Annotated in this window: 19 protein-coding genes and 1 pseudogene; 11 read left to right on the forward strand and 9 right to left on the reverse strand. The window is 42.1% G+C overall.

Annotated elements, in window-relative coordinates; genetic code table 11:
• Positions 1 to 237: 237 nt before the first annotated feature.
• Positions 238 to 387, reverse strand: coding sequence for a hypothetical protein (locus V7K44_RS17250; RefSeq protein ID WP_334933156.1), 150 nt, complete (start codon positions 385 to 387; stop codon positions 238 to 240).
• Between the two features lie 182 nt (positions 388 to 569).
• Between V7K44_RS17250 and V7K44_RS17255 the strand changes: the two genes are divergently transcribed.
• From V7K44_RS17255 to V7K44_RS17270, 4 genes and pseudogenes are all read left to right on the forward strand, one after another.
• Complete coding sequence (locus V7K44_RS17255; protein WP_334933157.1) at positions 570 to 965, forward strand: sugar ABC transporter permease; 396 nt, start codon at positions 570 to 572, stop codon at positions 963 to 965.
• 5 nt (positions 966 to 970) lie between these two features.
• Complete coding sequence (locus V7K44_RS17260) at positions 971 to 2941, forward strand: caspase, EACC1-associated type (protein WP_334933158.1); 1971 nt, start codon at positions 971 to 973, stop codon at positions 2939 to 2941.
• Between the two features lie 103 nt (positions 2942 to 3044).
• A pseudogene (gene avd / locus V7K44_RS17265) lies at positions 3045 to 3393 on the forward strand (diversity-generating retroelement protein Avd).
• Positions 3394 to 3439: 46 nt separating this feature from the next.
• Positions 3440 to 4357 (forward strand): RNA-directed DNA polymerase, encoded by a 918-nt coding sequence (locus V7K44_RS17270; protein WP_334933159.1) that lies wholly within the window; start codon positions 3440 to 3442, stop codon positions 4355 to 4357.
• 488 nt (positions 4358 to 4845) lie between these two features.
• Here V7K44_RS17270 and dnaA read toward each other — a convergent pair whose 3' ends face one another.
• Entirely contained in the window at positions 4846 to 6228 is a 1383-nt protein-coding gene (gene dnaA / locus V7K44_RS17275) for a chromosomal replication initiator protein DnaA (RefSeq protein ID WP_334933160.1), read from the reverse strand.
• 165 nt (positions 6229 to 6393) lie between these two features.
• Here dnaA and V7K44_RS17280 point away from each other — a divergent pair, with 165 nt between their 5' ends.
• Together V7K44_RS17280 and def are read left to right on the forward strand one after the other, a co-directional pair.
• Positions 6394 to 7638: an HhoA/HhoB/HtrA family serine endopeptidase gene (locus V7K44_RS17280; RefSeq protein WP_334933161.1), complete on the forward strand. Its 1245-nt coding sequence runs from the start codon at positions 6394 to 6396 to the stop codon at positions 7636 to 7638.
• A 125-nt stretch (positions 7639 to 7763) separates the two neighbouring features.
• The gene (gene def / locus V7K44_RS17285) at positions 7764 to 8294 is read left to right on the forward strand and encodes a peptide deformylase (protein WP_334933162.1); all 531 of its coding nucleotides are present in this window, start codon (positions 7764 to 7766) and stop codon (positions 8292 to 8294) included.
• A gap of 168 nt (positions 8295 to 8462) precedes the next feature.
• Here def and V7K44_RS17290 read toward each other — a convergent pair whose 3' ends face one another.
• Entirely contained in the window at positions 8463 to 10154 is a 1692-nt protein-coding gene (locus V7K44_RS17290) for an NAD-binding protein (RefSeq protein WP_334933163.1), read from the reverse strand.
• Between the two features lie 298 nt (positions 10155 to 10452).
• Between V7K44_RS17290 and V7K44_RS17295 the strand changes: the two genes are divergently transcribed.
• Entirely contained in the window at positions 10453 to 11553 is a 1101-nt protein-coding gene (locus V7K44_RS17295; protein WP_334933164.1) for a D-alanine--D-alanine ligase family protein, read from the forward strand.
• Positions 11554 to 11891: 338 nt separating this feature from the next.
• The gene (locus V7K44_RS17300; protein ID WP_334933165.1) at positions 11892 to 12404 is read left to right on the forward strand and encodes a hypothetical protein; all 513 of its coding nucleotides are present in this window, start codon (positions 11892 to 11894) and stop codon (positions 12402 to 12404) included.
• Positions 12405 to 13176: 772 nt separating this feature from the next.
• On the opposite strand, the gene V7K44_RS17305 is transcribed toward V7K44_RS17300, so the two are convergent.
• The 3 genes from V7K44_RS17305 to V7K44_RS17315 form a co-directional block, all read right to left on the reverse strand.
• Positions 13177 to 14109 carry an alpha/beta fold hydrolase gene (locus V7K44_RS17305; RefSeq protein ID WP_334933166.1) on the reverse strand — a complete coding sequence of 311 codons (933 nt, stop codon included), beginning with the start codon at positions 14107 to 14109 and terminating at the stop codon, positions 13177 to 13179.
• Positions 14110 to 14128: 19 nt separating this feature from the next.
• The gene (locus V7K44_RS17310; RefSeq protein WP_334933167.1) at positions 14129 to 14635 is read right to left on the reverse strand and encodes a DUF4112 domain-containing protein; all 507 of its coding nucleotides are present in this window, start codon (positions 14633 to 14635) and stop codon (positions 14129 to 14131) included.
• An 88-nt stretch (positions 14636 to 14723) separates the two neighbouring features.
• Positions 14724 to 15623, reverse strand: coding sequence for a YihY/virulence factor BrkB family protein (locus V7K44_RS17315; protein WP_334933168.1), 900 nt, complete (start codon positions 15621 to 15623; stop codon positions 14724 to 14726).
• Between the two features lie 122 nt (positions 15624 to 15745).
• Between V7K44_RS17315 and V7K44_RS17320 the strand changes: the two genes are divergently transcribed.
• The gene (locus V7K44_RS17320; RefSeq protein ID WP_334933169.1) at positions 15746 to 16222 is read left to right on the forward strand and encodes a hypothetical protein; all 477 of its coding nucleotides are present in this window, start codon (positions 15746 to 15748) and stop codon (positions 16220 to 16222) included.
• A gap of 51 nt (positions 16223 to 16273) precedes the next feature.
• Here the strand turns inward: V7K44_RS17320 and thrC are convergent, their stop codons facing one another.
• Positions 16274 to 17365, reverse strand: coding sequence for a threonine synthase (thrC, locus tag V7K44_RS17325; RefSeq protein ID WP_334933170.1), 1092 nt, complete (start codon positions 17363 to 17365; stop codon positions 16274 to 16276).
• Between the two features lie 1015 nt (positions 17366 to 18380).
• Between thrC and V7K44_RS17330 the strand changes: the two genes are divergently transcribed.
• Entirely contained in the window at positions 18381 to 18575 is a 195-nt protein-coding gene (locus tag V7K44_RS17330; RefSeq protein ID WP_094350358.1) for a hypothetical protein, read from the forward strand.
• Positions 18576 to 18674: 99 nt separating this feature from the next.
• On the opposite strand, the gene V7K44_RS17335 is transcribed toward V7K44_RS17330, so the two are convergent.
• A complete protein-coding gene (locus V7K44_RS17335) occupies positions 18675 to 21050 on the reverse strand; it encodes a hypothetical protein (protein ID WP_334933171.1) in 2376 nt (791 codons plus the stop codon).
• 255 nt (positions 21051 to 21305) lie between these two features.
• Here V7K44_RS17335 and V7K44_RS17340 point away from each other — a divergent pair, with 255 nt between their 5' ends.
• Positions 21306 to 22973 carry an iron uptake porin gene (locus V7K44_RS17340; protein WP_334933185.1) on the forward strand — a complete coding sequence of 556 codons (1668 nt, stop codon included), beginning with the start codon at positions 21306 to 21308 and terminating at the stop codon, positions 22971 to 22973.
• 18 nt (positions 22974 to 22991) lie between these two features.
• On the opposite strand, the gene V7K44_RS17345 is transcribed toward V7K44_RS17340, so the two are convergent.
• Positions 22992 to 23114, reverse strand: coding sequence for a hypothetical protein (locus tag V7K44_RS17345; RefSeq protein ID WP_334933172.1), 123 nt, complete (start codon positions 23112 to 23114; stop codon positions 22992 to 22994).
• Positions 23115 to 23159: the final 45 nt, after the last annotated feature.

A 23159-nucleotide genomic window follows, 5' to 3' on the forward strand; every position in this document is an offset into this window, starting at 1 on the left:
TTGTTCAATCAGAGAACTACCCATAATTTTCCTCCCCTCAACACTTGCAATTTTACCTGTTTTAGGGAATGAATCAGCCCTGCTTTTTAAGGGGGTCGCCGTAGGCGGGGGGATCTGAATTTAGGACGACTCAACCCCTATCCGAGAAGTATTGGGCTGCGAATGTAAGTTAGCTAAAATCTAATAGGTAAACAATACCTACCCAACGGGAGAGTAACAATATTGTAAATCTCCCGTTCAAGGAGTAACGAGCCGGAGATTGGAAATTCCTAGAAAATCTTTGATGTTGTGAGTAACTAGGGGTAAGTCATGGCATAGAGCCGTGGCTGCAATCAAAGGATCTTGAGGTGAAATCGATCGTCCTGCACTTTGTTGCTCCACACGCATTTGCACCCATTGCCGACAAAGGGTTTGATCGACCGGAATGATCGCGCCGAGCGCAGCACAAGCGCGATAGGCGGGTTTTGTCTGTGTAGTCGCGAAATTAAATTCGCCCGATGTAATATCTATAACTCAAAAAATATTACAATCTATCAGAGACACTGTTAAAACCACTGAGACGCTTCATAATGGCAACCACATCTAATCTTCAGGTGACTATTTTGCTGACTGAACTGGGTTTAGACGAAGAGGAGTTGCAAGCAGAAGCACAGAATTTGCTGCCACAGATTAAAGAAGTTGATGGAGTAGAAGATGCAGATTTAGTGCCAGTCACAGAAGCCCCCCAAGGTTCAAAGTCTTTCGGGGGTTTTGAGTTGGGGGCATTAAAAGCTGTAGTCAATCCAGCCCTCATAAAACCTTTGTTTGGATTTTTGGGTAGAGTATTGGGCAACAAAACAATTAAAGTAGGAATCAAAGCAACAGACGGCAGAGAACTAAACCTAGAAGCCAGTAGTCGGGAAGATTTAGAATTTGCTAGGCAGCTAGCAGAAGATTTTGTGAACAAGACAAAAGATACAAAATAGTAATAATGCCTAAGTTTGCACTGCTGATAGGAGTTAGTGAGTACGATTATCAGGATAAAGATTTAAAACCGCTACCAGCTGCTGTCAAAGATGTTGAGGCGATGCAGCGAGTGTTAGTCAACCCAGAAATGGGTGGCTTTGCTGCATCAGATATTACAGTGCTGAAAAATCCTGCACCGCAAGCTGTGAGAGAAGCTATTTTTCACCTTTTCTTCAATCGCCAAAAGAATGACTTGCTGCTGTTTTATTTTTCTGGTCATGGGATTAAAGATGAAAGAGGGCAACTATACTTATCAACTCGTGAAACTAAAAAACAAAATAGCAAGCTAGTAACGCCCTCCGCAGTACCAGCTAGTGTTTTACATGAAAACATCAATGATAGCCGTTCTCTAAAACAAGTTTTAATTCTAGACTGTTGCTTTAGTGGGGCAATTACCCAAGGGATGACAGTCAAAAGTGATGGTACTGTAAATGTGCAAGAGCAACTAGGTGGTAAAGGCAGAGCAATTCTCACTTCTTCGACTTCTGCCCAATATTCCTTTGAGCAAGAAGGCTCAGAACTATCTATTTACACCCGCTATTTGGTTGAAGGTATTGAAACAGGGGCAGCCGATAAAGATACCGATGGCTGGATTTCTATTGATGAACTGCATGATTATGCCAGTACAAAAGTGCAAGAAGCTGCGCCTGCAATGACTCCCAAGTTCTACCCAGTTGAAGAAGGGAGTAAGATTTTGCTGGCAAAGTCGCCTAAAGATGACCCCAAACTCAAATATCGCAAAGAAGTGGAAAACCGCTTCAAGAGTGGGAGATTTAGCCGTGCTGCCCGTCGTTTGCTAGATTCATTGCGCCTTAAGTTGAAACTTACCACTGATGTTGCAGATTCTATTGAAGCTGAAGTTCAACAACCGTATCAAGAGTATCAGCGAAAATTAAAAGACTATGAAGAAGTGCTGATTGAGGAAATGGAAGATGAAGCAACATTAAGTGAAATTACACTAAATGACTTGAGAGATTATCAGCAATATTTAGGGTTGAGGGATGAAGATGTAGCGCCTATTGAAGAACGGATTATTGGTCAAGTAAAACCGACTGTAACTGTAGAACAAACGCCTGTAGCCCCAGAGCAATATTCAGCTAATCAGTTTGAGTTTGAGGTAGTGACGGTAAATGCTAAGGGAGAACCAATCAACCGCAGTCAGCAACGAGCCGAGTTTTTCTCAGAAAATTTGGGTAATGGTGTGGTTCTGGAAATGGTTGCAATTCCTGGTGGAAAATTCTTGATGGGTTCGCCAGAGAATGAACCAAAAAGAGAAGATTCTGAAAGTCCACAGCACACCGTCACCGTTCAACCCTTTTTCATGGGCAAATATCCAGTTACGCAAAGCCAATGGGCTATTGTAGCTACGCTGAAAAAGGTAAATATTGATTTAGATCCTGAACTATCGAATTTCAAAGGTGCTAATCGACCTGTTGAACAAGTGTCTTGGGATAATGCAATTGAATTTTGTGCCAGATTGTCTAACAAGACTGGGAAAACCTATCGTTTGCCCAGTGAGGCAGAGTGGGAATATGCCTGTCGTTCGGGAACAACTACCCCATTTTATTTTGGTGAGACGATTACGACTGATTTAGCAAATTATGACGGTAACTATACTTATGGTGCTGGGTCAAAGGGTGAATATCGTCAGAAAACTACAGATGTCGATAAATTCCTACCAAATACCTTTGGTTTATTTGATATGCATGGTAATATATGGGAATGGTGTCAGGATGCTTGGCACGAAAATTATAATGGAGCGCCAGCAGACGGTAGCCCTTGGATGAGTGAAAGTAATCTCCGGCTGCTACGTGGTGGTTCGTGGAACTACGCTCCGAGGTACTGCCGCTCGTCCAATCGCATCGGGAGCGCGCGTGTCTATTGGGTCAGCTACGTGGGTTTTCGAGTTGTGGTTGCGGCTCCCCTCAGGACTTAGTATCCCTTTACACTCTCGCCCTTTTGCACTCTTCGCTTTTTTCTTTTCCCTTCTTCATTTCTCTCGCGCTCTGCGCGATAAAATTTTTTTAGCTAAATTTTGAATGAGTGATTTACCGATAATACAGAAAACTTATGATTTAATCAAGTGGTACGTGCCAATTTTAAATCGTCTGCCTAGAGATCATAAATTTTTATTGGGAAATCGGATAATTACAGAATTATATGATTTATTAGATTGTTTGATTGTAGCACGGTATGCAAAGCAAAAATTAGCTCAGTTAGAAAAGTTAAATACCAAGTTAGATATTATTACGTTATCAAACTCGGTTACTTTTAGAGTTTAATTTAATTAAAACAGAGCGTTATGAATATGCACAAAAATTGTTAAATGACATTGGCATAGATTTAGGCGGCTGGATTAAACAGCAAAAATTTAAACTAGGCGATTAGAAATCGCGACTACACAAACAAAACCCGCCGACGCGGGTTAATTTAAATGAAACGATATGGAAATCTTTGGAATGAAGTTATTGCATTTAGTAACTTACTAAAAGCCGCCCAGCAAGCACAACGGGGTAAGCGTTTTCGAGAAAATGTTTTAGAATTAAATTACAATTTAGAACAAGAATTATTTCACCTACAAGCAGAATTACAGTCAAAAACATATCTTCCAGGAGAATACAAGACATTTCAAATTTTTGAACCCAAGCCGCGAATGATTTCTGCGGCTCCCTATCGTGACAGAGTTGTGCATCATGCTCTCTGCAATGTAATTGTTCCCATATTTGAACGCACATTTATTAGTGATTCCTACGCTAACCGAATTGGTTTTGGTTCTCATCGTGCCTTGCGTCGCTTCACTGAATTTGCCCGTTCGAGTCGCTATGTTTTGCAAGCTGATATTCAGAAATATTTTCCTAGCATTGACCATGAAATTTTAAAGTCATTTATAAATCATAAAATAAAATGTCCTGATACGCTCTGGTTAATTAACACCCTTATTGATAGCAGTAATCCCCAAGAAGCAGTAATGAATTACTTTCCTGGGGATGATTTATTCATGCCTCTAGAAAGACGGCATAGCTTACCAATTGGCAATCTAACCAGTCAATTTTTTGCCAATGTATATCTCAACAGCTTTGACCATTTTGTAAAAGAACAAATCAAGGCTGCTAAATATATTCGTTACGTTGATGATTTTGCTTTATTTTCAGATGATAAAGCTTTTTTAGAAAATGCCAGAGTTGAAATAGAGCAATATCTTGCTGGTTTAAGAGTCAAAATACATCCTGTAAAAAGCCAATTATTTGAAACAGAACACGGGGCTAATTTTGTCGGTTTTCACATCTTGCCAGACCGAATTCGAGTCCGCAATGATAGTCTGCACTCTTCTGCTGTCAGAACTGATGAATAGGAATTTATCGGGCGTACCCAAGAAGAGTCCAGACCTACTCCAGTGAGGTTGGTAACAATCTCCGAATATAAAACCGGGTCGGATAGCTTGGTAGGCTGCGAAGCCGAACAGTTATTCGGCTCATCCCATTTATTATTTGATGGCTGAATAAGTTTGTAGTAAGGACTTTAGTCCTTGATTTGAAGGTTAAAGCGCTCACTACAAACTGAGAAAACTTAACTGACTACTAGAAAATTTCACTTCTATTGCAATTATAGTTAGGCAAGTTTACCTTGTGGAAAACTTGTGGAAAAGTACTTGAGTTTTTCCACAAGGTAATTATACTTAATTAAGTTTTGACTGGAGAATATCAAGTTTTCCCCAGTTTTTTGCACAATCTAAGTTAAATTTAATCAATTTTTAGACGTTACTTAATATTCTTGACTAATTCTTCAACCGTCAAAACTCATAATTGAGACCGCTGCTTGTGGAAAACTTAAAATGCATCTTCACGATGGTTTTTGAGAACGGCTAGTCATATTGATGCGATCGCTCAGTTGGCGGATTGTTTGTGCTAAAGTGCGATCGCTCTCCTGAAGTTGGGTAATTTTATCGCAACTATAGATTACCGTTGTATGGTCTTTACCACCAAACTCCTCCCCAATTCTCGGCAAACTCAAAGCTGTGTGTTGGCGCATGAGATACATCCCTAGTTGACGCGCCCAGCTAATCTCTCTTCGCCGTGAGTTACTTTTGAGGTCATCTATCGAAACATCAAAGTTATCCGCCACAACCTTTAAAATTGCTTCTGGGGTAGCTGCCATTTTTTCGTTAGGCGGTTCTAAAACTGGTGTAATATTTTCCACCGTCATCGGTAAACCCCAAATAGAAATATAAGCCACCGCCCGAATTAAAGCTCCTTCTAATTCTCGAATATTAGAAGTGTAGTTAGAAGCAATATACTCAATCACGTCGCGGGGAAGACTAATATTTTCATCCTCAGCTTTTTTCTGTAAGATTGCCATTCTCGTTTCTAAATCCGGCTTTTGGATATCGGCAATTAAGCCCATAGAAAACCGAGAACAAAGACGTTCTTGCAAGCTAGGAATTTGGTTAGGCGGACGGTCGGAAGCAATGACAACTTGTTTACCAGCTTCATGTAGAGTATTAAAAGTATAGAAAAATTCCTCTTGAGTATATTCCTTCCCTTCCAGAAACTGAATATCATCCACTAATAAAAGATCGGCAGCTCGGTAATGCTCTCGAAAACTTTGCATACTATCCTTACGGATGGCTGTAATTAAATCATTAGTAAACTGCTCAGTAGAAACATAAAATATTTTACAATTAGGAGAAATTGCATAGCGATAATGACCAATAGCTTGCATGAGATGAGTTTTACCCAAGCCGACACCACCGCATAAAAACAAAGGATTAAACTCTTTACCCGGAGATTCTGCAACTGCCAAAGAAGCAGCATGAGCCATGCGATTGTTAGCACCAACTACAAATCGCGAAAAGACATATTTAGAGTTTAAGTCAGTAGTTTTATGATTGTGATTAGCAACAACTTTAGAAATACTGCTGGAATTTGGTGATTCCCAAGCAACCTCTGGTTCACTAAAATGAGAAACTTCATCACCTTGAGCAACGGTAATGTAAATCCCCACGGGATGACCGAGAATATCTTGGACTACATGAGCAATGGTATTGATGTAATACTTCTGTAACCAATTACGAGCAAATGGGTTAGGAGTACGGATAACCAAACAATTATTTTCTAATCGCTCTGCACTAGCAGTTTTTATCCAAGTTTCAAAGGTAGGTCGGGATAGTTCAAGCTTTAAGCGCTCTAGTACCTGAGTCCACAGACTTTCTATGGGAATTTCCATTATCCACCACCTTTGCTGCTAATCGTCACAATAGAAGAGAAAGCACTAATTTAGCATTGAGACACGCTAGACCTAAAATAAGCTTTTAAGTTGTAACCATTTTGGGACATACCCAGTAGGCAAGATCCTAACATCCACTGACTGACAAGGGAGAAGCAACGACACATGAAGATAATAAACCATCACTCAGCGCCCAAAAAGATTGAAACCAGGGGTTTACCCCAGAGGTTGCGGATGCTCTCATACGGGGTAGCAGTGATGTTCCTGGGGAGCTGCTCTCTTTTACCTACTAAGAATTTTGAGGCTCAACAAAACGATACTCAAGCCGAGAACACAACAGTACCTAATCCGGTAATTGTCCCCGCGCCGATTTTTTCTTCGTCTGGAGATCCTAATTTTGTAGTGAAAGTAGTGCAACAGGTAGGGCCTGCGGTAGTTCGTATTGATTCTTCCCGAACAATCACTTCTCGCGTACCAGACGAATTTAACAACGATCCATTTTTCCGGCGGTTTTTTGGAGAGGGAGCGCCACAGACGAGACAACGGGTAGAGCGCGGTAGTGGCTCTGGATTTATTATTAATTCTTCGGGTCAAATCGTTACCAACGCCCATGTGGTAGATGGTGCTGATAGAGTGACTGTTATACTCAAAGATGGCCGGACTTTTGATGGGAAAGTTTTGGGTGAAGACCCGGTAACAGATGTGGCAACGATTAAAATTAATGCGAATAATCTGCCCACTCTCGCTGTGGGTAACTCCGATGCCTTGCAACCAGGAGAGGCTGTAATTGCCATTGGTAATCCCTTAGGCTTGAATAATACTGTCACATCTGGAATTATTAGTGCTACAGGGCGTTCTAGTAGCGATATCGGTGCTAGTGACAAGCGGGTTGATTACATCCAAACGGATGCTGCAATTAACCCTGGTAATTCTGGTGGCCCATTGCTTAATGCTCGTGGTCAAGTAATTGCAATGAATACAGCGATTATTCGAGGCGCTCAAGGCTTGGGATTTGCTATACCCATTAACACCGTGCAAAGGATTGCCCAAGAATTAATCGCTAAAGGCAAGGTGGATCATCCTTATTTGGGTGTGCAGATGGTGACATTGACACCAGAAAATAAAGAAAGAATCAAAAAAGTAGCAGGCGATCGCTTAAATCTTACAGCAGATGAGGGCGTTTTGCTGGTTGAGATTGTGCCGCGATCGCCTGCATCTGTTGCTGGACTACGAGTCGGTGATGTGATTAAAAGCATTAACAGCCAGCCTGTTACTAAAATTGAAGAAGTACAAAAGCTAGTAGAAAAGAGCAAAATCGGTACTAAATTACCCATAGAAGTGGAACGCAATGGGCAAATTGTCCAAGTGGGAGTTCAACCTGCTCCTTTGCCTGTTAGACGTGAAGGATGATCTAGAAGAAGGCAGGAGGCAGAAGGCAGATCGCTTTTAGCGTCTCCCCTTGGGAGAAGGCAGAAGGCAGGAGTTATATTAAAATTCCCCATTTCCCATTCCCCATTACTTAAAGGAGCTTTATCATGACTGAATTAGCGCCGATAATTCAATTAGGCAATCCAACATTGCGCCAAAAAGCTGCTTGGGTTGAGAATATCCAAGATGAGCAGATCCAAAAATTAATTGAGGACTTAATCGCCACTGTTGCTAAGGCTAACGGCGTGGGAATCGCTGCGCCTCAAGTAGCACAATCCTATCGTTTATTTATTGTGGCTTCCCGTCCCAATGCTAGGTATCCCAACGCCCCGGAAATGGAACCTACTGCTATGATTAATCCCCAAATCATTGCTCATTCAACTGAAGTTGTCAAAGATTGGGAAGGTTGTTTAAGTGTTCCAGGAATTAGGGGGTTAGTTCCTCGGTATAAATCTATTGAGGTGGAATACACTGACTCTCAAGGCAACTTACAAAAACAAGAATTAACCGATTTTATCGCTCGCATTTTTCAACACGAGTACGATCATCTTAACGGTATCGTATTTGTCGATCGCCTAGAGAACACTCTTGATATGATTACCGAGCAAGAATATCAACAACGAGTAGTTAACAAATAAATGGGAGTGGGGACAATACGGTTCGGTTAAGGTTTTTTGATAAAAATTTTAGATCGCTAAAGATACGATAAATCATCACAAAGACGGCGATTTATCGTGTCTTTTGCCTTAACCGAACAGTATTGAGAATGGGGAGTGGGAAGTAGTATATTAATTACGAATTATTATTTAAGCGTGTGATTCGCAAACTTGCTCGCCCCGCCACAACTGATATAGCCGTGTTGCTGGCATAGTCATATATAAAACGTCGCCATCACTGAGATTAGTTTCTAGTAAATCCCAACCATGAAGAGTTTGGTGATTTGTTTCTACGTACAAAGGTACACAGTCAGCAGACATTGCTACATCTTTCACCCACTGACCGCAAAAGACGTGTGAAGCTGTAATTACAGTGGCAAAAGCTACCCAAAGACTATCGGCTGTGATGCCATTGCCAAGGATACGTCCCCCTAGTGCAGCGGCGGCAAAAGCTGGGGCTGCTAGTTCAGCCGGACTAAGTACTGCCTCAAAGCCAAATAGCTGTTGCGCTATGCCAGCAAAATCAGGATCGGCATAATGAACAATCACCGGAATACTGGGTGCCAAACCTTTGGCTTTGAGGGCAATTTCTAAATTGGTAGCATCATTGCTAGTAACAGTCATCACTGCGGCGGCAGAGTTTATATTGCTAGCTTTGAGAATTGTACGGAAGCTAGCATCGCCCTGAATGACGGGGATACCGAGTTCGCGGGCGGTGTTGATATATTTATTGTTGGAGTCGGGTTCAACGACTACAACTTCATGTCCGCTGGCGTGGAGTTGCTGGACAATTCTCACCCCAATACCACTCAAGCCACAGACAATGTAGTGCGATCGCTGAGGAATTCGGGCTGCATCCCAAAATTGCTTAAAGCGGCTTCCTAAGACAAAATCGGTAAGCATGGCATACCAAATACCAATTACCACTGCTCCAACCAGCATCATCACAACAGTAAATAACTTAATACTGTTAGGAGCATTTTCTACTACTTTGTCATTACCACCGGCTCCGGTAATCATGCCTACAGAAAAATATAAAGCATCGACAGGAGACAAACTCAACTCAGCCGACATATAGGTGAATGTAGCGATCGCAATAACTGTTAATAGTGCAATAGCACCCAGCACTACCGATCGCCCGTGTTCCTGAAACTGCCTAAAATTAGTCATAACTTTCAGCAGTTTTCTAATCAACGATCTCCGGGGAGAACGGATGCGGGGTTGGGTGCCAACAATTAAGCGATCGCCTACTTGGATTTCTTGGCCAGCTATGACAGCTGATACCAAATCCATCTCGCCTTTGACTGGTAAGTAATAGATTAGCATCCGCGATCGATCTTCCCACAATTCACTCAGCTTTAAACCTCTCCAGAAGTGGTTTTCATCGATGTATTCTTCGTGAATTGGCCAAGTTTGCTGAAATAATTTGATTTGTCCGATCGCTCGGTTTCCCAGTGCTGCAAAGGTGAATACGGGTGCTGCTAATCCGACAACACTCATACTCAAATGGTCTGGCAAACTTTGATCTAGGCGCTCTCCTAAATTTGTATTATAAAAACGGTTAATAATTCGAATCTGGGGATTCAGCACCCGCGCTTGCATCATAATAGACAAATTCAGAGCATCTTTAGATCCAGCGATGACTAAAGTGTGCGCCTGTTGAATGCCTGCTGCTGTCAGGGTAGAAGCTGCTTGTAAATCTCCAACAATTACATCTCCTGCTGTTTCGCCAGGGATAGATTGGTGATGAATGCCAACAACGAAGGCTCCCTGATGTCTCAGCAGACGAAAGGTTTTATATCCGGTACGTCCTAAGCCACAAACAATAATTCTGGGTTTCATGAAACGGCAGCATCTTTTACAGGTAAAGCTGCATTTCTAGTTAGTTATCAATATTGTTGCCCACTTGCCTGGAATATTACTGTAGCTGACAACACGATTGTTTTAATTGGAGGCAGGGAGCGGGGAGAGGAGCAGGGGAGCAGGGGAGAAGATTGCAGTAAGTTTTTCCCTCCGCCCCTCAAGCTTATGAGAAATGGGGGAGCAGGGTTTCAACAGGCAATAAAATAATCTAGAAAAATATGGCAATTTTTGTAGGTTGTGATACGCTATCTGCTTGAGAAGTGTGGAGGAACCGAAAATGACTAAGCTGCGGGTGGGGTTACTGTTTGGCGGTCGTTCGGGAGAACATGAAGTTTCGATCAAATCAGCAGGGGCGATCGCTAAAGCCCTGAGTGCAGAGGAAAATGCTAGTAAGTACGAAATACTGCCTTTTTACATCCAAAAAGATGGCCGCTGGCTGGCAGGAGAAGCACCCGAAAAGGTTTTAGCAAGCGGTAGTCCGCTGCTGGAATCGGCAGAATCAACATCTGTTGGAAATCTGACATCTAACCCTCAAGCCCAAACCCTGAGCAAGTGGCAATCTCCCTCTCAAGTTGCCCAAGTAGATGTTTGGTTTCCCATTCTCCACGGTCCCAATGGTGAAGATGGAACAATTCAAGGGTTACTGACTTTGATGCAAGTCCCTTTTGTCGGTTCTGGGGTGTTAGGTTCGGCAATGGGAATGGATAAAATTGCCATGAAAATTGCCTTTGAGCAAGCGGGATTACCACAGGTAAAATATAAAGCGATAACTAGATCGCAAGTTTGGTCTAATCCTTGCGTATTTCCGAAACTGTGTGATGAAATTGAGGCAACATTAGGTTATCCAGCTTTTGTCAAGCCAGCTAATTTAGGTTCATCAGTGGGTATTGCCAAAGTGCGATCGCGCCCAGAATTAGAAGCCGCTTTAGATAGTGCTGCCAGTTACGATCGCCGACTAGTTGTAGAAGCTGGAGTAGTCGCTAGAGAAGTTGAGTGTGCCGTTTTAGGTAACGATCAACCCCAAGCCTCTGTCATTGGAGAGATTACTTATGACAGCGATTTTTATGACTATGAAACTAAATATACTGAGGGTCGGGCAGATTTACTGATCCCTGCACAGCTTCCAGATGCGATCGCTCGTCAAATTCAGGACATGGCTTTGCAAGCTTTTGCCGCTGTTGACGCTGCTGGTTTAGCAAGGGTAGATTTTTTCTATGTGGAAGCAACACAAGAAGTATTTATTAACGAAATCAATACGTTACCGGGCTTTACTGCGACAAGTATGTATCCCCAACTCTGGGCCCATAGTGGAGTCTCCTTTCCAGAATTAGTCGATCGGTTAATTCAACTTGCTCTTGAAAGGCATTCTCCGAGCTGACAGAATAAATAAGCAAACTGATTTCGGATTATTACGGCAAAAAGTCACAATAAATACAGAACTTTGGCAAAATTTAGCCAGATTTTGTAGCTTATGTTTTACAAAAAAGCTACTAAAATCTGAACTTTGTTACGGATACCTGATGCTTGACTCCTCCAGTACAATTTATTGACTAGAGGGGTACAAATCTGAAAGTAATCATGAAAAAAAGTCAGAGTGTACAGCGCGAGCGAACCCAATTAAAAAGGGCTACTCCAGAGCTGACAAACAGGAAATCGAGACTAAGAAACAGCTCGAATGTTCTGATATATCTGGTTGCACATCATCCTTGGCTATTGTTGACTGGGTGTTTAGCCATGTTTCTGGGAGGTGGCACCTTTGCTTTATATAGCTTGGGTAATGCTGGCCCCGTGCCACAAGAAGAACCAGAAAAAATCCCAGTTATAGTTGAAGAACCAATCAGTCCGCCCTCTGAGAATAGCAATCCTACACCTTTATGGATGATTGCTGCGATCGTTCTCAGCTGTGGTGGTGGTTCCTTGCTGATTTTCCGAGTGCTTAACCGCACCAAGCAACCACAAAAAGTTCAAAAACAGGTTAATCGCCATCAGGTACGCTTGGCACAAAAGCATTACCAAAAATTGGAACCAAATCTTCCCAAGAGTCAGCCAATTTTTGTGCAACAGCCACAACTAATGCCCCTTATGCAGATGCAACCTAAAACAAAGCATCTGGTAACTGTTCTCCCAGCAGAACACAAGCACCACCTGGATACGCGCACAGAACCCTTAGCAGACTTGATGGATCTTCGTAAAAATAGTTCATTGTCTGCTATTTTACGCCAGTATTAATACTACGGTAAAGTAAAACCCCGTTAAATTAACACTTTTTGCCAATTAGTTTGGCTTAGATTCCCGACTTTCTCTAAGAAGTCGGGAATCTTGTTATGTACGAATAATTTATTTGCTATATAACGGTTTAACTGCTTTTAAAAAGTTAGATATGAGCAATTAGAAAATTTAAAAACTTGCCAAAATGGCAACCAGCTTTTGATTATTCAAGTTAAATTGTATGAAGATAAACGACTTCAAGGGTTTGATTATCAGGGACTACTACCTCAGCAAATTCCTTTTGTAAAACGCTATTTACTAAGTGATTTACAAAAACAAAAAGCTATCTCTAACAATTATTTGCAGAGTATTTATCTCAGTAAATAAATTCAATAATCAGGTTTGGCATTTGCTGCAACAGGAATATTCAATGCGTACAGGCGTTGTTGTTAAACTACGCATTAGCCCCCAAGTAACGGGTAACGTCTGTATACATTCCTGTTCACTTCAGCAGCAAATGGTAGAGTGGGAGTCTGAAAGCTAACTGATATGCTTCCTCCCACTCTCTTTTTATGGAAACAGAATTCAGGAGTCAGAATGGGCTACGCCCCGCTGCGCTAACAGGAGTCAGAATGAATTTTGTGCAACTGGTATATAGCGCAACAGTAGCACTCCTGCATAGAAGCAAGCTATGCGCATCGTCTGTCTGCGACACGCTGTGCGAAAGTAGAGAGCGTCTGAATCACCGGATTTAAAACCCCTACTAAAATATTACTGAATTCTGAGTTCTTCTTTAAAAGTTAGTATCTTGTAAAAACTCAAGAATCGTTTTATTCAATACCTCAGAAGCACCAGTTGAGGCATCATGACAACAGTTAGATAAAATCTGTAATTTGGAATTAGGGATATGTTGATGTAATTTTTTACCATGACTAGCAGGAAACCAACTATCTTGCTCACCCCATAAAACTAGTGTGGGACAATTAATTGCACTCAGGTTATTTTGAATTTTGGTGAGCATATTTGGTTTATTTGCTTGCCAATTCTCAATTTCTCGCGCGGCTATTTGTAACTCTTCGGCAACTTTTGCGATCGTACCAGGCAATTCAGTAAATGGGTAAGTTATCCAATAAATATCTTCCTGCGTCAAAACTGAGGGATCGAATAATACCCCACGTCTTTCTATTGCCATAACTTCTCTAAATAGAGGTGCAAACAAATATGCCAGACGTAAGGAGTCAATTGTTTGCATTACTTCTAAGGGCGTTTGGGCAAGCAACCACATAGACCAATGGGGTAGCTGTTCGGCAAAAACAGGTACATTTACTACTACAAGCCGTCCGATTAACTGTGGGCTTTCTTGAGCAAGAGCAAGGGCAACTAATCCCCCCAAAGATTCTGCTACAATCACTGCGGGTTCGTCACATAATGCCTGAATAATTCTTTGAAACTCAATAACTTGATGACCGTTGTGTTCTTTACGAGACAATGGTTTTTCAGAAAAACCAAAGCCTTTGGCATCAAAACAAATTACTCGGTAATGTTTAGATAATGCTACTACACTGTGGCGCCAATTGTAGCTCCAACTCCCCATACCATGTAATAAAATTAGCGGTTTACCTTTACCTTTTTCACCATAAGCAATTTGTACAGGATAACCTTTAGCATCAGTAATAACTAGACTTTGCCGCCCTTTAGGAAAAGTAGCTTGCCACCAATCTTTCATTCTTTTATCAATAAACAATTTAACCGCCTGTAAAGGCGCTCCACAGGATTCTAATTAGGATCACGGGCAATGCTACTAAGGCAATGGAGATTAGCAACAATCCAACCAAAACGGCAAAGATAAACCATCTGTCTGCACTCTTTTGCTCGCTAGGAAACTTTAAGTATTCTTCTAAGAGCTTGATATTATTAGTGTTAGCTCTCCAGGCAAAATCAAAAAAGTCTCCCAAAACTGGGACAGCGCCTACCAAGCCATCAATGATTACGTTCAAAACCATTTTACCTAGAGTGGCTCTAGATACACCTAGCCGTGCTGCTTCTAGAATAATGTAGCTAGAAAACATTATTCCCAAAAAATCACCACCAATCGGTATGAGTCCTAAAATTGGATCTAAACCAAAACCAATCTTTGTGCCAGGAATAGTAATAACATTGTCTAGCAGCCGACTTAACTGACGTAGGCGCTTCAAAGTGGGTGCTTTGGCATCAGGTTCAATCATCGAAAATCGAGGAGGAGAATCAGGCATAGAGGCGATCGCTAACTTTAGTATTGAATCGTTAGATATTTTACTCCCCTACTGAGCTTTTGCAATCATTTTCTCAGGGATTTACGAATTAATATTTGACTTGCGATTGCGACTGGGCTTTTAAGCGCATATCTTCGCCGATAGTCACGTTTAACTGATCGCCGATTAACAGAACAGCAGCGCTCATTGACAGCCAGAGCATTAAAACTATCACAGCTCCTACAGCACCATATACTTTATTATAATTGCCAAAATTCGCCACATACAGCCGAAATAAGGCAGACAACATTGCCCAAAAAACAGCTGCTAAAATTGCTCCCGGCATCATTGGTGTGCCTGAGTTCCATTTGCTTGGGCCATAGCGATAGACAAAGCCAAAGGCGACAGCAACAATGCTTAAAGATAAAGGCCAGCGTAACAGTAGCCAAAGATGCAACAAAAAGATCAAAGAACTATTTTCGCGGACTACTATTCCCAAAAGCCAGTCGCTAGTAAACACTGAGAAAGAAGCCAATACTAAAAGCAACATAGTACCGACTGTTAATCCCAGAGAGACAAGTTTGGCTTTCCAAAAGGGGCGGATGTTTTCTGAAGGAATTTGATGGATTTGATCGAGGGCTGTCATTGCCGTACTCACCGCCCCCGAAGCAGTCCAAATTGCTAATACAAAGCTTAGAGAAAATAAACCACTGTTTTTGGAGTTAGTAATTTCTGTGGTAGCAAAATCACGAATCAGCTCCAGGGCTTGTTCAGGTAGGACTTGACTCAGTTGCACCGCCAGTTGTTTAAAGGTGTTTTGTAAAGATTCTGCCAATAAGCCAATAGCTGTGATGATAGCAAGAATTGCTGGAAACAGCGATAGCATGGCATTGAAGGCAATTTCCGAGGCGAGTCCCAAAAGTCGCCTTTCGATTGTCCTGGAAAAAGTTTTTTTAATCGTGCGCCAATTGAGGTGGCGAAAGAAGCGAAAAAAACGAGGCTTTGGCATAATTTAGAGTTAAAACTGGTTGGGTTTATTAACTACTGTGCTAAATTTTGCGTAGCGATCGCATCTATCTTGCTACCGCAAGAATACCGAGTGGAAAGTTCCTAACTAATGACCATTAATCTATGAATCAAGATTTAACACAACAGTGGTTGACAGAAATCCAGGTAATCAAAGAGCAGATGGCACAGTTGCAACACGAGCGCGATACGGCTTGGGAAAGTGCCCAAAAATGGCGTCAGCTTTATAACACAGAAGCAGAACAACGCCGCACAGATGCCCAACTCTCCCAACAGACGATCGCCTCCCTCAAGGCAGAACTGCATAAACTCCAAGGTCTTGAAGTAGACACACTGGCTGCTGGGACACCAGTAGCGATTCAACAAGAAATAGAACAGCTAAAATCTGTGGAAGACTTGCAAGCTAAACTTATCGCCGCGATTAAAGAACGCGATCGCCTCTTGCAAGCTTTGAAAACTGAGCAGGATAATCATGCCCAAAGCCGCAATAGCTTGACTACTGCCTTGGGTGATGCTATTGATAGCTTGACACATGAACGAGCAGGGGCAGGGAGCAGGGGAGCAGGGGAGAGGTTGCAGTAAGTTCTTCTCCTCTGCCCCTCTGCCCCTCTGCCTCTTTCCATGCCCAACACCCTAAAATCCCATTGCCTTGGCTACTGCGCCCAGTTCTGCCGCGATACCTTGTTGAAATTGACTGTGATTGTGTTTGATGGCTGTATCTGGGTCTTTTAGACCATTGCCTGTGAGGACACAAACGACTGTCGCCCCTGTGGGAACTTGGTCTTTTACCTGCAACAACCCGGCTACAGAAGCGGCGCTAGCAGGTTCGCAGAAGATACCTTCTGATGCTGCCAAAAGTCGATAAGCGTCGAGAATTTCGGCATCGGTAACGGCGTGGAAACTTCCCTGACTGGCGGTTTGGGCTGCGATCGCTAAATCCCAACTTGCAGGGTTGCCAATACGAATTGCTGTCGCCAGGGTTTCGGGATGCGCCACTGGCTGACCATGTACTAAGGGGGCTGCTCCTGCGGCTTGGAATCCCATCATCTTGGGTAAGCGATCGCACTTTCTGGCTTGATGATATTGACAAAATCCCATCCAATATGCTGTGATATTTCCCGCATTGCCCACGGGAATACATAACCAGTCTGGTGCATCACCCAATGCATCAACAATTTCAAAGGCTCCTGTTTTCTGTCCTTCTAAGCGGTAGGGATTGACTGAATTCACCAAAGTGATCGGATAGCTTTCGGCCATCTCGCGGACAATCTCTAGGGCTTGGTCAAAATTACCCTTAATTGCCAATACTTCTGCGCCGTATAGTAATGCTTGAGCTAACTTGCCCAGCGCCACATAACCGTCGGGAATCAATACAAAGGCATTCATGCCTCCGCGTCTAGCATAAGCGGCGGCGGCGGCTGAGGTGTTCCCCGTGCTGGCACAAATGACTGCTTTTGCTCCTGCTTCCTTGGCCTTGGAAATTGCCATAGTCATCCCCCGGTCTTTGAAGCTGCCGGTAGGATTTAGACCGTCGTATTTTACAAAAACCCGTACTTGTCTGCCAATGCGCTCTGCGATCGCTGGCGCTGGTATTAGAGGTGTGTTGCCCTCCAATAGAGTGACAATCGGTGTTTCTTCGCTGACAGGCAAGTATTCGCGATAGGCTTCTATCAGTCCGGGCCAGGGTTGGCGATGAGATGTAGCAATAGACAGGCTCAAAGTCACGGGATTTAAAATTTCTTAATGTAAGGATTGGATATTTTAGAAAGGGGGGATCGGAAAGCGCAAAATGGAAAGAGGAAGAAAGTAGATTTTTCGTTACCAGTTGCCCGTTCAGAGTTCCCTAATCGAAAAGAATCTTGTTAAGAATATTATTTTTTGTGGTGCAGGCGTTTCACTTGCTATTTTATTTAGAACGTTAATTTATCATAAACTGCTACGGCGACCTTCGCTTCAACAAATTAGCTTAGAGGATACTGACGAGGTGAAAAGTCATCTGCAAATCTATAGAATTGTTATTTGACTTTTGAACAAGACTCAGTACGTATCTATCCTTATTTTCTATTCCCTGTTCCTTATTCCCTAGACCTCTTGCATAAATCAAAAATAAGAAAGAACTCCACCCCGCCAAAGCTACCCTTTGTCTCCTCTCTCGAAGAGCGGGGAGGGATGTTAGGAACTTTTGCAAGAGGTCTCCTAATTCACAGACTTACCTCATCACTCTCTGAAATTCTTATTTATCCGTGGTTCAAGCTGCTTTTAGTGCGTTCGTTTAGCCAAGTATATCTATGTATTTTCCCACCCTATTTGCTTAAGTGAAGATCGGAAAATTCTTGAGAGACTGTCTCTTTTTCATGGTAGCCTCTACCTCCCTTTCTACGATAGACTGCACCAAGTGCAAGTACTTCAGCCTACGTTTTTTCATCATTTAGCGTCATTCTTGATATAGTCTACATAAATTTCTTGCGTAAATTCCTCAAAAACGGCGATAATTATTTGTACAACCATAATTGACAGAGTGTAAATTAACTATTCCTAAGTACCTTCCAGTAGAAAGATGCTTTACACACTTGGGTCAGTGTTTTTTTGGAACACAGGCATTCTAATCACCGTCTTTTATGATTGAACCCAAAATCCATTAGAGTAATTGATTGAAAATATACAATTATTTAATAAAGCTTAAAAGAGCATTATTATAATATTTCTAATGGTGTGAGTTAAATAGTGGATTTAATTAGCGATGCCTACTTATTTATCTAGTGTTTCCGATTGCGAGTCCCAGACTGCCTGGGTCAGTAAGTTAACCAAGTCTTATTATCAAGACGATCAGCAAGCTAAATTGATGCATTTACAAGCAGAGGTAGACTCTCTGTTACAGCAATTGGAAAACTTGAAGCACCAACGTTTAGCCGAAACCAACCAAAAAGAAGAATAAGTCAGCCTTGTAGATAGCGATGTCTACGACGGGCTACGCCTACGCTTTTCCCCTATCTAATTTAAATTTGAGTAAAGGGGAAATTTGAGTCAGGGGTGCTTATTCAAAGCGCTGATTTTTCTCTGACCAGCGCCTCAAACTGTAGTTATGAGCATTTTCTACCAGTAAAGCTAAGGATTGCACCCCTGAAAGCTTGGCGATCGCAGAGAGTCTTTGTAAGTAATTTCCTGTAAAATCCGTGTAAATGACTTTATTTACATCAGACAAAATTATAGTCCGGTCGCGGCGTTGCTCTGGTTTTTCTCCCGGAATTTCAGGTGTCGGCTGATTCAAGGATGCTATGGCTTCTGGTGAGATAGTCAGTATTATTTCTGATTGAGCGTTATTTGTTAAATCAATCACTTGAACGGGCCAATCACCCAATTTTTCCTGCATCTGTTCAAAGCTAGGAATATTACCAGTCGGAAGTTCACCGGATTTTTGTAAAGATTGCCACAGACTCGATAGCATTACCTTCACCCCTTGGGGATTTTGTTGATGCAGTTCTCGTAGAGTAATAGGAGATGGTTGCACCCATTCCAGTGCTGCATTTGTCAAAGCTAAAGGCTTGGGTTGGAGAACATCGTTTTGATTATCTGGAATTTTTGGGCCAGCAGCTAATAAGCGCAAAACTTTACCCCGTAGTTGCACCGCTTTGATAGCGGCGATAGTAATTTTTTGTTCTCCATTTGGCAACCACACTATAATTTGGATTTCCGGGTCAGAAGTGATTCCCAAAGTTTTCCAGAAAAATTTGGCGGTATCAGTTTTCGGTGGGTTGAAATTCTCAAAGGGGAAATTTAGCCAGCGTTTCCCGTCATTAAATGCACTCACCTCCACCTGATACCAAACTTGGTTATCCGTAAGTTTCAAATCTGCTGGGGAATTTGGTTGCAGCCATTCGGTGTTGGTAACTTGAGTAACTGGTTGCACCGTACCAACAATCTGACTAGGGTGAATAGAGGATATTTGCGATGTACCCTCACCATTGAGTCTTGCCAACAAACTTTGAATATAGTCAAGATTCTCTTTTGTAATTTTTGGTTGCGCCTTTAACCAAGAATTAGCATGTCCTTCTCCCCGCTGCACTGCTAAAATCAAGGCGAACCAAGCTTGCACCTCTCGTCTATTTGGGTTCACCTGCAACGCCGTTGCTGTGCGATTCCACAACCGTTTTTCATCAGCTTTGAGTAGAGTAGCAACTTCTTGGGCATTATGTGGTGACGCTTCAAACACCTGTAAAGCTTTCTCCCAGCGACCATCAATCAAATCTGCTAGCACTTCTTGACTAGGACTTGCCCAAATTTTCTGGGCTTGAGCTTTAGTAAGTTGAGAATGCAAGCGAATCAAATCCATTTGCGCTTGTGCTACTTCTGGTAAAACTCCTTTGCGCTGTTTCTTAATGAATTTTAACCATTCAAAAGCTGGTGTCCACAATCCACTACGGGCAATTGACAGGGCCTTTTGGTATCCAGAATCCTTGAAGGTCGATGATTTGAGGGTAATCGCCTCCAATTGAATTGGTCTGAGGAATAACTTCAGAGGTTTGACTTGGTAAACCTGTAAGTGCGGTTCTAAACCTACTGTTTGCTCAACAACTAACTCTTTTGTACCATCACCAGTTACCTGCTGCCATTTGGGCAATTGCCCATTAGGACTAGTCCAAGACAACATTTGTAGTAAATTCGTGCGTTCTGGATTGTAGTATACGATGTAACCGTAGCGGATGGAACTAGCTGCTTGTTGGCGTTTACCGCGCAAGTCAAACCAAACCCCTGATGATGGTGTCTTACCTTCAAAGCGTTGCACTTCAGTTAAAGGTAGGGGAATACTGATATCTTGGGGTTCTAATGTTCCATCAATCAAAGAAGAAATCACAAAGGATTCATCTGGGCCAGTTATAGATAATTGAGTCGCTAGATAGTAGTAATTTTCTGACTGAGATTTAAACTCTAACTCAACTGATAGCTCGTAAACCCTGAGTTCTACCAGTTCTTCACAATCAGATTGACAATTAGCACGTTGTTGAAAAACTGGTAGTAAAAATGAGGTTTTCACATCCTGATGTAAAGGTAGAGTTTCCCCAAATATTTGGTTTTTTTTACTCAAATCGAGTTGAATTTGTTTGAGAGTTTGGGGGCGTTCGTGCTTACCAAGGGGGATTTGTGCCCATGTAGGTAAAATTTTATTTAGCCAGCTTACCTCGTCTGGATTGAAGATGAAGAGAACACTAATCCAGGCAAAAGCCATAACTAGACTAGCACTACTTAAGATAATTGCGTAGCTTGCCGCCGTAGGCATCGCTAGCATTGACGACAACCAACTTCCTCGTTTTAGCTTTTTCTGAGGTTTTTTAACGACGCGTTTCATCGCACCAGCACGAGGTTGATTTGGTTTAGAGGCTTTTGGCTTCAGCTTGCGTGAACGATTTGCCATAGATTCGAGATTAGAGAATTGAGGATTAGGGATTGAGAAACTCTTTCCTAGTCCCCAGTCCCCATTCCCCAATACCCTGTTATACTCGCCCTTGCAAAAGTTGCCCAGAAGCATTAAGTCTAATTTGGGACAAAATCCGTAAATGTCCCCATGTGAACCCTAGACAATCGGGAATACACTCTTCACTTAAGTATGTGAGCAGAGTGTAAAAAATTGAAAGGTAGATTTATTAGCCGCAGTCATCGCAAAACCTGGATGCTCGCATGGTTACTAATTGCGGGAATAAATGGAGTTGCACAAAAAGCATTAGCACAAGAGTACATCAATACAGAAACTACTCAGGAGATAGGAATTAAGGGCGATAATATTATGCCCTTATCTTCCTCCCTCTCCCCAGAAGAACCGATGAACCAAGTTACATCGGTATCTCAACTCAAGGATGTACAACCCAACGATTGGGCATTCCAAGCCTTGCAGTCTTTGGTAGAACGTTATGGTTGTATAGCCGGCTATCCAGATAGCAACTATCGCGGTAATCGCGCCTTAACTCGGTATGAATTTGCTGCGGGTGTAAACGCTTGTTTAGATAGAGTCAACGAATTAATCGCTACAGCCACCAGTGATTTAGTCACTCGCGAAGATTTAGCAATATTACAAAAATTACAGTCAGAATTTGCTCCTGAATTAGCAACTTTGCGGGGTCGTGTCGATAATTTAGAAGCCAAAACTGCTGAAATTGAAGCCAACCAATTCTCAACAACAACTAAACTCAGTGGACTACTGATAGTTGGCATTCAAGGACGAACTAACAATCGTGGTGATGTTAATCCTAGAGATGGACAAAAAGATACAGATGATGCCGGGACAAATATTAATCTTATGTCTCTGGCACAGCTGTATTTAACTAGTCAAATCACTCCCAGTAGTTACTTGTTTACAGGTCTTTTAGATGGGAACGGAACAACTTCACCTAGATTTACTAATAGTGTTTCTCGAAATGATGTTTTACTTGGCTACGAATTTCCTACAGATACCTTGATTATAAGTGACCTAAATTTTCATTGGCTGGTGACAGATAAATTAGCAGTAATGGTAGGAACAGAAGGCGTAAGTATGCCATCTGCTTTCCGAGGCCCCAATCGGGTAGAAAGTGCTGCAACAGGGCCATTATCTTATTTTGCCCAAAGAAACCCAATTTTAAATATGGGATATGGTCATGGCGGTATAGCTATTGATTGGCAATTTGCTAAACGCGCTAGTTTACAAGCAATTTATACTAGTTATCAACCAGGAAATCCTGGTAAAAGTAGCGGTTTATTTGATGGAACCACTACTACAGGCGTGCAATTACTACTGACACCAACCGATACTCTAGATTTAAGTTTGTATTACGTTAATAATTACGCTTCAGATGGTTGTTTGCTAACCTTTGTTGGTGATGAATGCTTAACTACAGTTAATACGACTACCGGAAAATCAGCACCGCTACAAACTAACGCTGTGGGTGCAACTCTCACTTGGCAAATTTCTCCCCGTATTAGTGCAGGTGCGTGGGGTGGTTATACTAAATCTTATATTCCTGGGCAATCAGGAAGTGTAGAAACGACAAATTATATGGTGTTTCTAAATTTCCCTGATTTATTTGCTAAAGGAAATCTAGGAGGAATTTATGTCGGTCAACCTCCTAAAATCACTAGTAGTGACTTACCTATAGGAAATAATGTCCCTGATTTTATCAATACAGGTTTAGGACGTGCAGGTGGACAACCAGGTACGACCACTCAAATTGAGGCATTTTATCGTTTTCAGCTAACAGATAATATCAGTATTACACCAGGGATAATTCATCTTATCCAGCCTGGTAACACACCAGATAGTGACTCAGTTACTATCGGCATTCTGCGTAGTACTTTTAGTTTTTAGTTTTAGTCTCACATAATCTTAAGAGATTCTGCGGCTTCCCACAGGATGCGTTGCAAGATAGCGCTCAGAACTTTGGGAGATGCGGAGATTCACCAGCTTATATTTTGGCGCATCTTCATACATAATTGATACAAGTGGCATAAAAGATTCTATGAAACAATGAGAGTTAAAATTTTAAAACGCAGA

Source organism: Nostoc sp., assembly GCF_036917235.1.
Taxonomy (GTDB): Bacteria; Cyanobacteriota; Cyanobacteriia; order Cyanobacteriales; family Nostocaceae; genus Nostoc.

What these genes read in the sequence shown, in the direction of transcription:
- V7K44_RS17315 (WP_334933168.1), bottom strand. Translation starts at nt 15,623, where the DNA reads ATGCCAAAGCCTCGTTTTTTTCGCTTCTTTCGCCACCTCAATTGGCGC.
- V7K44_RS17305 (WP_334933166.1), bottom strand. Translation starts at nt 14,109, where the DNA reads ATGAAAGATTGGTGGCAAGCTACTTTTCCTAAAGGGCGGCAAAGTCTA.
- V7K44_RS17260 (WP_334933158.1), top strand. Translation starts at nt 971, where the DNA reads ATGCCTAAGTTTGCACTGCTGATAGGAGTTAGTGAGTACGATTATCAG.
- V7K44_RS17270 (WP_334933159.1), top strand. Translation starts at nt 3,440, where the DNA reads ATGAAACGATATGGAAATCTTTGGAATGAAGTTATTGCATTTAGTAAC.
- V7K44_RS17320 (WP_334933169.1), top strand. Translation starts at nt 15,746, where the DNA reads ATGAATCAAGATTTAACACAACAGTGGTTGACAGAAATCCAGGTAATC.
- V7K44_RS17340 (WP_334933185.1), top strand. Translation starts at nt 21,306, where the DNA reads ATGCTCGCATGGTTACTAATTGCGGGAATAAATGGAGTTGCACAAAAA.
- V7K44_RS17330 (WP_094350358.1), top strand. Translation starts at nt 18,381, where the DNA reads ATGCCTACTTATTTATCTAGTGTTTCCGATTGCGAGTCCCAGACTGCC.
- V7K44_RS17335 (WP_334933171.1), bottom strand. Translation starts at nt 21,050, where the DNA reads ATGGCAAATCGTTCACGCAAGCTGAAGCCAAAAGCCTCTAAACCAAAT.
- V7K44_RS17255 (WP_334933157.1), top strand. Translation starts at nt 570, where the DNA reads ATGGCAACCACATCTAATCTTCAGGTGACTATTTTGCTGACTGAACTG.
- V7K44_RS17310 (WP_334933167.1), bottom strand. Translation starts at nt 14,635, where the DNA reads ATGCCTGATTCTCCTCCTCGATTTTCGATGATTGAACCTGATGCCAAA.
- dnaA (WP_334933160.1), bottom strand. Translation starts at nt 6,228, where the DNA reads ATGGAAATTCCCATAGAAAGTCTGTGGACTCAGGTACTAGAGCGCTTA.
- V7K44_RS17250 (WP_334933156.1), bottom strand. Translation starts at nt 387, where the DNA reads ATGCGTGTGGAGCAACAAAGTGCAGGACGATCGATTTCACCTCAAGAT.
- V7K44_RS17295 (WP_334933164.1), top strand. Translation starts at nt 10,453, where the DNA reads ATGACTAAGCTGCGGGTGGGGTTACTGTTTGGCGGTCGTTCGGGAGAA.
- V7K44_RS17280 (WP_334933161.1), top strand. Translation starts at nt 6,394, where the DNA reads ATGAAGATAATAAACCATCACTCAGCGCCCAAAAAGATTGAAACCAGG.
- V7K44_RS17290 (WP_334933163.1), bottom strand. Translation starts at nt 10,154, where the DNA reads ATGAAACCCAGAATTATTGTTTGTGGCTTAGGACGTACCGGATATAAA.
- V7K44_RS17345 (WP_334933172.1), bottom strand. Translation starts at nt 23,114, where the DNA reads ATGCCACTTGTATCAATTATGTATGAAGATGCGCCAAAATATAAGCTG.
- def (WP_334933162.1), top strand. Translation starts at nt 7,764, where the DNA reads ATGACTGAATTAGCGCCGATAATTCAATTAGGCAATCCAACATTGCGC.